Genomic DNA, 2,006 nt, shown 5'->3' with positions numbered 1-2,006 from the left:
CCGTGAGTGAGTTCCCGCCGCCGGCCGCTCTGGAGACGGTGCGGCTGACCGTCTCCCAGGCGGTGGTGCGTTTCCTGGCGCAGCAGTACACCGAGCGCGACGGGCAGCGGCAGCGGCTGTTCGCCGGCTGTTTCGGCATCTTCGGGCACGGCAACGTCGCCGGGCTCGGGCAGGCGCTGCTGCAGGCCGAGATCGACACCCCCGGCGCGCTGCCCTACGTGCTGGGGCGCAACGAGCAGGCCGTGGTGCACACCGCGGTGGCCTACGCCCGGGCCAGGGACCGGCTGCAGACCTGGGCGGTGTCCACCAGCGTCGGCCCGGGCTCGACCAACACGCTCACCGGCGCGGCGCTGGCGACGATCAACCGGCTGCCGGTGCTGCTGCTGCCGGCCGACACCTTCGCCACCCGCTCGGCCGGCCCGCTGCTGCAGGAGCTCGAGCGGCCCGACAGCGGCGACGTGACCGTCAACGACGCGTTCCGGCCGGTGTCGCGCTACTTCGACCGGATCTGGCGGCCCGAGCAGCTGCCCGGCGCGCTGCTGGGCGCGATGCGGGTGCTCACCGACCCGGCCGAGACCGGCGCGGTCACCCTGTGCTTTCCGCAGGACGTGCAGGCCGAGGCGTTCGACTGGCCGGTCGAGCTGTTCGCCGAGCGCAGCTGGCACGTCGGGCGGCCGCTGCCCGAGCCGGCCGCGCTGGCCCGGGCGGTCGAGGTGATCCGCTCGGCCCGCCGGCCGCTGCTCGTCGCCGGCGGCGGGGTGATCTACGCGCAGGCCACCGAGGCGCTGGAGGCCTTCGCGACGGCCACCGGCATCCCGGTCGCGCAGACCCAGGCCGGCAAGGGCGCGCTGCCCTACGACCACCGGCAGTCGGTGGGCGCGATCGGCTCCACCGGGACGACGGCGGCCAACGACCTGGCCCGGCAGGCCGACGTGGTCATCGGGATCGGCACCCGCTACCAGGACTTCACCACCGCCTCGCGCACCGCCTTCACCGACCCCGGCGTGCGGTTCGTCAACGTCAACGTCGCCGCGATGGACGCGGTCAAGCACGCCGGTGTGACCGTGCAGGCCGACGCGCGGGAGGCGCTCACCGCGCTCACCGACGCGCTGGCCGGCTGGTCGGTCGCCGACGCCTACCGGGCCCGCACCGCGGAGCTGGCCGCCGCGTGGGAGGCCACCGTGGAGGCCGCCTACCACCCGGCGGTGCCCAGCGCCGGCGAGGGCGGCCGGCTGACCCAGAACGAGGTCATCGGGGTGGTCAACGAGGTCTCCGCCGCGCGCGACGTCGTGGTCTGCGCGGCCGGCTCCATGCCCGGGGATCTGCACAAGATGTGGCGGGTCCGCGACCGCAAGGGCTACCACGTCGAGTACGGCTACTCGACGATGGGTTATGAGATCCCCGGGGGCATCGGCATCCGGATGGCCAGCCCCGACCGCGACGTGTTCGTCATGATCGGTGACGGCTCCTACCTGATGATGCCGACCGAGCTGGTCACCGCCGTGCAGGAGGGCGTCAAGATCGTCGTCGTCCTGGTGCAGAACCACGGCTTCGCCTCGATCGGCGCGCTGTCGGAGTCCCTGGGGTCCCAGCGCTTCGGCACCCGCTACCGCTACCGCGCGGCCAACGGCCGGCTGGAGGGCGACGTGCTGCCGGTGGACCTGGCCGCCAACGCCGCCAGCCTCGGCGTCGACGTCCTCATCGCCCAGGACGGGCCGAGCCTGGAGGCGGCGCTGCGCAAGGCCAAGGCCAGCGACCGCACCACGGTCGTGCACGTCGAGACCGACCCGCTCATCGACGCGCCCTCGAGCCAGTCGTGGTGGGACGTGCCGGTCAGCGAGGTCTCGACGCTGTCGAGCACGCAGCAGGCCCGCGCCGTCTACGACCGCTGGAAGTCCGTCCAGCGCCCCTTCCTCGCTCCGTCCCAGCCCTGACCCATCCGCACCCCGCCGTGAACCACCCGTCCCAGAGGAGGACCGCATGAGCGCGGACAGCCACGTGGCGCC

Annotated in this window: 1 protein-coding gene; it reads left to right on the top strand. The window is 73.8% G+C overall.

Annotated features, from left to right (window positions below; translation table 11 throughout):
* Positions 1-1,934 (top strand): 3D-(3,5/4)-trihydroxycyclohexane-1,2-dione acylhydrolase (decyclizing) (gene iolD, locus ABQ292_RS26390; protein ID WP_369210669.1); only part of this gene is annotated, 1,934 nt, incomplete at its 5' end.
* Between the last annotated feature and the right edge of the window lie 72 nt (positions 1,935-2,006).

This window comes from Geodermatophilus maliterrae (assembly GCF_041018925.1).
Taxonomy (GTDB): Bacteria; Actinomycetota; Actinomycetes; order Mycobacteriales; family Geodermatophilaceae; genus Geodermatophilus; species Geodermatophilus maliterrae.
Note: the sequence above shows the minus strand (reverse complement) of the source record. Positions and strands in the feature narration are given on the sequence as shown.